Origin of the sequence: Hominiventricola aquisgranensis (genome assembly GCF_040096225.1) — a bacterium.
Classification (GTDB): Bacteria; Bacillota; Clostridia; order Lachnospirales; family Lachnospiraceae; genus Hominiventricola; species Hominiventricola aquisgranensis.
The window spans coordinates 1-6,801 of the sequence record NZ_JBBMFC010000059.1 but is presented as its reverse complement, the minus strand read 5'-3'; the positions used below and the strand labels follow the sequence as shown (position 1 = coordinate 6,801).

The 6,801-nt window shown below is 46.5% G+C and carries 8 protein-coding genes and 2 tRNA genes; all 10 read right to left on the bottom strand.

Features of this window, described 5'->3' with window-relative positions; translation table 11 throughout:
• Positions 1 to 186 precede the first annotated feature (186 nt).
• Positions 187 to 275 (bottom strand) — tRNA-Ser (locus WMO62_RS15560).
• A gap of 56 nt (positions 276 to 331) precedes the next feature.
• A tRNA-Ser gene (locus WMO62_RS15555) sits at positions 332 to 417 on the bottom strand.
• 113 nt (positions 418 to 530) lie between these two features.
• A complete protein-coding gene (gene ispD / locus WMO62_RS15550) occupies positions 531 to 1,265 on the bottom strand; it encodes a 2-C-methyl-D-erythritol 4-phosphate cytidylyltransferase (protein ID WP_435390515.1) in 735 nt (244 codons plus the stop codon).
• Complete coding sequence (gene tsaD, locus WMO62_RS15545) at positions 1,265 to 2,293, bottom strand: tRNA (adenosine(37)-N6)-threonylcarbamoyltransferase complex transferase subunit TsaD (RefSeq protein ID WP_349145252.1); 1,029 nt, start codon at positions 2,291 to 2,293, stop codon at positions 1,265 to 1,267. The genes ispD and tsaD overlap by 1 nt, the downstream gene beginning before the upstream one ends.
• A gap of 5 nt (positions 2,294 to 2,298) precedes the next feature.
• Positions 2,299 to 3,216 carry a ribonuclease Z gene (locus tag WMO62_RS15540; RefSeq protein WP_117497758.1) on the bottom strand — a complete coding sequence of 306 codons (918 nt, stop codon included), beginning with the start codon at positions 3,214 to 3,216 and terminating at the stop codon, positions 2,299 to 2,301.
• An 8-nt stretch (positions 3,217 to 3,224) separates the two neighbouring features.
• Entirely contained in the window at positions 3,225 to 3,473 is a 249-nt protein-coding gene (locus WMO62_RS15535; protein ID WP_118511995.1) for a hypothetical protein, read from the bottom strand.
• A 69-nt stretch (positions 3,474 to 3,542) separates the two neighbouring features.
• Complete coding sequence (rimI, locus tag WMO62_RS15530) at positions 3,543 to 3,989, bottom strand: ribosomal protein S18-alanine N-acetyltransferase (RefSeq protein ID WP_349145251.1); 447 nt, start codon at positions 3,987 to 3,989, stop codon at positions 3,543 to 3,545.
• Positions 3,983 to 4,747, bottom strand: coding sequence for a tRNA (adenosine(37)-N6)-threonylcarbamoyltransferase complex dimerization subunit type 1 TsaB (tsaB, locus tag WMO62_RS15525; protein WP_118439817.1), 765 nt, complete (start codon positions 4,745 to 4,747; stop codon positions 3,983 to 3,985). Before tsaB ends, rimI begins: the two co-directional genes overlap by 7 nt.
• Before the next feature lie 4 nt (positions 4,748 to 4,751).
• The gene (tsaE, locus tag WMO62_RS15520; protein ID WP_118511999.1) at positions 4,752 to 5,204 is read right to left on the bottom strand and encodes a tRNA (adenosine(37)-N6)-threonylcarbamoyltransferase complex ATPase subunit type 1 TsaE; all 453 of its coding nucleotides are present in this window, start codon (positions 5,202 to 5,204) and stop codon (positions 4,752 to 4,754) included.
• Between the two features lie 142 nt (positions 5,205 to 5,346).
• Positions 5,347 to 6,462 (bottom strand): alanine dehydrogenase, encoded by a 1,116-nt coding sequence (ald, locus tag WMO62_RS15515; protein WP_118512001.1) that lies wholly within the window; start codon positions 6,460 to 6,462, stop codon positions 5,347 to 5,349.
• Between the last annotated feature and the right edge of the window lie 339 nt (positions 6,463 to 6,801).

The following is a 6,801-nucleotide window of genomic DNA, read 5'->3' as shown; positions in this document are numbered from 1 at the left end:
TTCGTTTAAAAATTTTCAAAAGAATTTTCGAAGATTTTCAAAGCACTATTTAATTATCAAGGTTCATGTTCTATCTCATTGCCTCAGCGGCAACTCTGATATATTATCAAATCTCTTTCAGTTTGTCAATAACTTTTTTATCTTTTTTTGAAGATTTTCAAGCAATCAACTTTTCATGAAAAAGAGCGGAGAAAGAGGGATTTGAACCCTCGCGCCGCTACTAACGACCTACTCCCTTTCCAGGGGAGCCCCTTCAGCCACTTGGGTATTTCTCCAAAATGCCTAATTCATTAGACTCTATATTATTGCTCGTCTCACTCTTCCGAGTGAACGGAGAGAGTGGGATTCGAACCCACGCGCCCTTGCGGACAAACGGTTTTCAAGACCGCCTCGTTATGACCACTTCGATATCTCTCCATAGCGCTCTCCACAAGCGACAATCGTTATTCTAACAGCATGGCCCTCATTTGTCAACTGTATTTTTTCATTTTTTTACGTTTTTTTCACAGTTTCTTTATAAGTGCCTGAAATCAACGGTTTTTACGTCGAAGGAAGGTCTCTGCAATCTCCAGATCTTCCGGTGTGGTGAGCTTCATATTTTCATAGGAGCCTTCTGTCAGACGTACTTTGCGTCCACAGATCTCCTCTACCACCATGGCATCATCAGTAATCTGGATTCCGCGATCCAGCAATTCCTTCTCCCGTCTGCCCAGCTCTTCATATGCATAGCAGATCAATGACGCAGAAAATACCTGTGGTGTCTGAATCTGCCATACGAGACTGCGCTTTGGCGTCTCCTTGATAAAGCCATCCGTATCAGCGATCTTAATCGTATCTTTCACCGGCATGCCAACCACACATGCCTCATATTTACACACATCTGCATAGACCCGCTCCAGCATAGGTTCATCCACAAAAGGTCTTGCCCCGTCATGAATGAATACATACCCGTCTTCACAGGCATTTTTTTCCATGGCACGCAGTCCGTTCAGAACAGAGTGATAGCGTTCTGCTCCTCCTGCAACGATTTTACAGATCTTACGAAATCCATATTTTTCTACAAATTCCGTCCGGCAGTAATCAATCTGATCTTCTCCCGTCACCAGGATCATATCATCAATCACAGCCGACTCTTCAAATGTATGAAGGCAATGCCAGAGTACCGGGTAACCGCAAAGATTCAGATACTGCTTCTGTGTCTTAGTCCCCATCCGCTTTCCCTGGCCTGCCGCCAGCACAATGGCTGTACATCTTTTTTTCTCCATCATCGCTCTCCCAGCTTCAGATTCGGAACAGCATTAAGATCCAGCCCTGCTCTGGAACCATTCATATACTCATAGTAAGCCGCCGCACCGATCATGGCCGCATTATCCGTACACAGAATCGGAGACGGATAATAAAATGGAATATTCCTCTTCTCACACGCTGTCTTCATAGCTTCTCTGAGTGCTGAGTTGGATGCCACTCCACCTGCCATGGCAAGTTTCGGAATCTTATAGTCCTTTACCGCCTGAATCGCATGATCCACCAGCACATCACAGATTGCCTTCTGGAAGGATGCTGCAACATCTGCTTCCACAACAGGTTCTCCCTTCATCTGACAGCCATTCAGATAGTTCAGCACTGCTGATTTTACACCGCTGAAGCTGAAATCATAAGGAGCATCTTCCACTTTTGCCCGCGGAAAATGAATTGCATCTGGATTTCCCTCTTTTGCCAGTTTATCAATCTTTGGTCCGCCCGGATAGCCAAGTCCGATGGCACGGGCCACTTTATCAAAGGCTTCACCCGCCGCATCATCTCTGGTCCGGCCAATGATCTCATACTTTCCATAGTCTTTGACTACTACCAGATGCGTATGTCCACCAGACACCACCAGACAGATAAATGGCGGCTCCAGCTCTTTATTTTCAATATAATTAGCCGAAATATGACCTTCAATATGATGAACGCCTACTAATGGCAGTTTTGCCGCATAGGCAATTGCCTTCGCCTCAGCAACTCCAACCAGAAGCGCACCAACCAGACCCGGTCCATAAGTCACGCCAATGGCATCCAGATCTTCCAGGGTCACATGGGCCTGATCCAGTGCCTCCTGAATTACGTAATTAATCTTCTCTATATGTTTTCTTGATGCAATCTCCGGAACCACTCCTCCATAAAGGGTGTGCAGCGCAATCTGAGAAGAAATCACATTAGAAAGCACTTCTCGCCCGTTTTTCACTACGGCTGCAGCTGTCTCGTCACAGGAGCTCTCGATTGCCAGAATCAACACATCTTTCTTTTCTTCCATATCTATCACTCGTCCTTTTCAAAATCCAATTCCACGGATTTCCGGTCTTTTCCTGCCTTGGCAGCCGGGAAAATCTTGCGGACATCGTCCATGTACTCTTCCGGTCTCGTCAGCGATGGACTGTAATGCGTCAGCCACATCTCCCCCACCTGTGCATCTCTTGCCAGTTTCGCCGCTTCATAAAAGGTCATATGCTTATGCTCCCTGGCCTTGGCATCCTTATCTTTCTCTCCGTACATGCCTTCACAGATGAACAGATCCGATCCACTCGCATTTTCCACGATGGCCGGTACGGGTCTGGTGTCAGTACAGTAAGTCAGTTTGATACCTTTTCGAGGTGGTCCAAGCACCATATCCGGCGTGTAGACTGCCTGCTCGTCAGTGATAGTCTCACCCTTCTGCAGACGGCTCCAATACTGCTTTGGAATCTCCTGCTCCATGGCTTTCTGAAGCTGAAATTTGCCTGCCCGATCCAGTTCCAGGGTATATCCGTAACACAGGATTCCATGGTTCACCCGGAACGCTTTCAGACGGTAACCGTCTGCCAGTTCAAAAGTCTCTTCATTTCCATTGATCTCTTTATAAATGATAGGAAACGGCAGTTCCGGCGCGATCACACGCAGGGCATTAACCACACGCTCCAGCCCCTTGGGACCGATCAATGTCAAAGGCTCCGTACGTTCTGCATTTCCCATGGTCAGCAAAAGTCCCGGCAGACCGCTGATATGATCTCCATGATAATGAGTAAAACAGATCACATCAATGGGTTTGAAGCTCCAACCCTTTTCCTTGATCGCAATCTGTGTTCCTTCTCCACAGTCAATCAGTAGGCTGCTCCCATTGTAACGCACCATCAATGCCGTCAGCCAGCGATAGGGAAGCGGCATCATACCACCGCTTCCAAGCAAGCAAATATCTAACATATTCTCTCCTATATCAATTCTGTCTGCTCCTCGATCTGTACCGGAACCTGAAATGTATGGATTATTTTCTCATAACAAGCCTCACACAGATCGAAGGAATGTCGTTCCCCGTCCCTGTCTGAAAAATATCCCCACAGAACAGAAGCTTCAAACACTCCTTCCTGAAGGATTCCGCCTACCACTTTCATTTCCCGTCCGCATCGATTGCAGATCACTTTTTCTAATTTATTGTCTGATTGTTTTTCATAACTCCGCATGGTTTTCTCCTCCTCGTCCGTTGTACAGGCTAATTATAAACCAGCACATGTACTCCTGAAAACAGGGGATTACTGGGCAGGCATCTGTCTGCGCCACATGATCAGAGCATCTTCTTTTGGTTTTTCATAAAATCCTTTTCGGACTCCCACCGGGACAAATCCCAGCTTTTCATAAATATGGATCGCAGCCGCATTTCCCACGCGGACCTCCAGTGTAAAAGCATGGATTGCACGCTGCTCACCGGCTTCTATAAGTGCACGGGTCAGCACCGTTCCTATTCCTTTTTCTCTGGCAGACGGTAATACTGCTATATTCGTGATATCGCCCTCATCCAACACCTGATACAACCCAGCGTAACCTACAATCTGATCATCTTCTGTGGCTGTCACAAACAGATACTCCGGCCTTGCAAAGCTTTCCCGCAGACCCTGCTCCGTCCACGGTTCAGAGAAGCACACCTGCTCCAATGCTGCCACCTGCGGAATCTCTTCCTCTTTCATCAGAGAGATCAGCATGTGCCTTCTCCCTTTGCAAGCTTCTCCGCCCGCTCTCTCTCCGCCTGTGCCATTCTTAAATATTCCGGCTGATGCTCTTCTGCGGTCTCTGTCTTACCCTCTTCCAGATAACGAAGGGCCAGTGCACCAACTGCGCCGGCGCGCTGCTTATTCACATGGGCTGGTGCGAAATAAAATTCTTTTCCACAATCATGTAGCTTGTCCATCAGGCCATTGCACAATTTATCTTTAAATACCGGAACTCCATCTCCAAGGAAGATCACATCCTGCTGTCTCTCGCAAAGCTTTTCTGCAATCACTTCAATATCCACTGCCATCTGTGGCTCCAGCACTTCCATGGTATTTCCACGAAATTCATAAATGCCTGTATACACCTGATTTCTTCTGGCATCCATGATTGGGCAGATCAACCGGTCCGTCCCATAGAGATTATATGCCAGGGCATCCACCGTAGGAATGGAGATCAACGGTTTTTTCAATGCCAGTCCCAGACCCTTTGCCGTGGCAGATCCAATCCTCAGTCCGGTAAAGGAACCCGGACCTGCTGCGATCGCAATTGCGTCAATGGTTGTCAGATCCAGCTCTGTCATATTCGCAATTTCATCCAGCATGGGAAGCAGGGTCTGAGAATGTGTCTTTTTATAATTCACGGTATATTCTGCCAGCAGATTACTATATGTGCTGTTACCTTCCACAACCGCCACACTGGCTACCAGTCCTGAACTATCCAGTGCAAGTATTTTTTTGGATGTCTCCATTCGGTTATGCCTCCTGTTCTTCGATCCCCTTGAATCCTTCCAGGGTGATCTTTCTGTAATCAAAACCTTTTTCCAGATCTTTTTCAATAGTCACACGGCACATCTGTTCCGGCAGGATCTCTCTGATCAGATCTGCCCACTCGATCAGGCATACGCCCTCTCCATAGAAATAATCCTCATAACCGATCTCGTCCATCTCTTCAATATCGCCAATCCGATATACATCAAAATGATACAGGGGAAGCCGCCCTTCCTCATACACCTGCACGATCGTAAATGTAGGACTGTTGACTGGTTCTTCAATGCCCAGCCCTTTTGCAAGTCCCTGGGTAAATACAGTCTTTCCCACTCCCAGATCACCAGTCAGTGAAATCACCATCCCCGGCTTTGCCATCTGTCCTATTTTTTCTCCAAGTTCATACGTATCTTTTGCGCAAAATGAATCTATCACAGCCATGAAATTCTCTCCTATCTGCCGCCAATGTGCTCATTTTAACACACGCCCTTGATTTTTACAATGAATCTGGCAAAAAGAACGGGCAGACCGTTCCTTTTTCTCAGAAAACGATCTGCCCTGTTCATCCAGGTCGGATATTTATTTATTTGATCAGTTCTGCAGGATCTTTATATTCCATTCCAAAACTATCTGCCACATTCTTACAGGTGATCATGCCATCATACGTGTTGATTGAAGAATACATCACGCTGTTCTTTCTGCATGCTTCCTCCAGACCAGCTGCTGCAATCTGAAGGCCATAGCTCTGGGTTGCGTTGGTCAGTGCAATAGTGGAAGTATACGGAACCGCTCCCGGCATATTTCCTACACAGTAATGAACCACTCCATCCACTACGAAAGTCGGATCATCATGGTAGGTAACTTTGGTGGTCTCACAGCATCCGCCCTGATCCACAGCCACATCCACAATCACGCTGCCCGGTTTCATATGTTTCAGATATTCTTTCTTCATCAGCTTCGGTGCCGCCTTACCAGGAATCAGTACACAGCCGATCACAAGATCTGCATTGGAAACTGCTGCTTCCACAGCCGCATCGGTACTTACCAGCGTCTGGATCCGTGCACCAAAAATATCATCCAGATATGCCAGCCTCTTCAGATTGATATCCATGATCGTTACATCTGCGCCCATGCCGACTGCGATCTTGCAGGCATTGGTTCCAACAGAACCTGCGCCGAGGATAACAACCTTTGCCTTCGGAGTTCCAGGAACACCACTTAACAGAACACCGGAACCACCGAACGGCTTCTCCAGATATTTTGCACCTTCCTGAATACTGAGTCTTCCTGCGATCTGACTCATGGGCGCCAGCAACGGAATACTTCCATCACGCTCGATCAGGGTCTCATACGCAACACCCTTTACTTTGCTTGCCAGCATAGCATCCATCAGTTCTCTGTCTGCTGCCAGATGGAGATAAGTATAGAGGATCAGTCCCTCATGGAAGAAGCCATACTCTTCTTTCAACGGCTCCTTTACCTTGATCATCATCTCACTCTTATCCCATACATCCTTTGCCTGATCCAGAATATGAGCTCCCGCTTTCTCATATTGTTCCGTAGTAAAACCAGATCCAACTCCTGCGTCGCGTTCGATATACACCTCATGACCCGCTCTCACATAATTCTTCACGTTGTCAGGTGTCATACCTACTCGAAATTCATTGTTTTTGATTTCTTTTACGCAGCCGACTCTCATGTGTTTTCCCCCTTGTGTCTCTTTATTTTTGTTTCTTCCCCTGAAGAAACCCCACGTCTTTGATAGATTCATTATCGCAGATTTTTATCCGTTTTTCTAGTATGATTTTTTACTATTTTTTATCAATTTTGATATTCTTACTTTTATTTTCAGATATCTTATCTTGCTCAGTAATACGCATAAAATAAAACGCTGAACGGCAGCTATCTTTGAGGTGACCCCTCAAAGTTAGACTTTTACGAGGCGACTTCGGTCGTCTCGTTTTTCTTTATGCAGCTAAAAGATGGAGCCTGTATTGAACAGGACTCATCCATCCCAACTTTTCTTTTATCCGTTTCT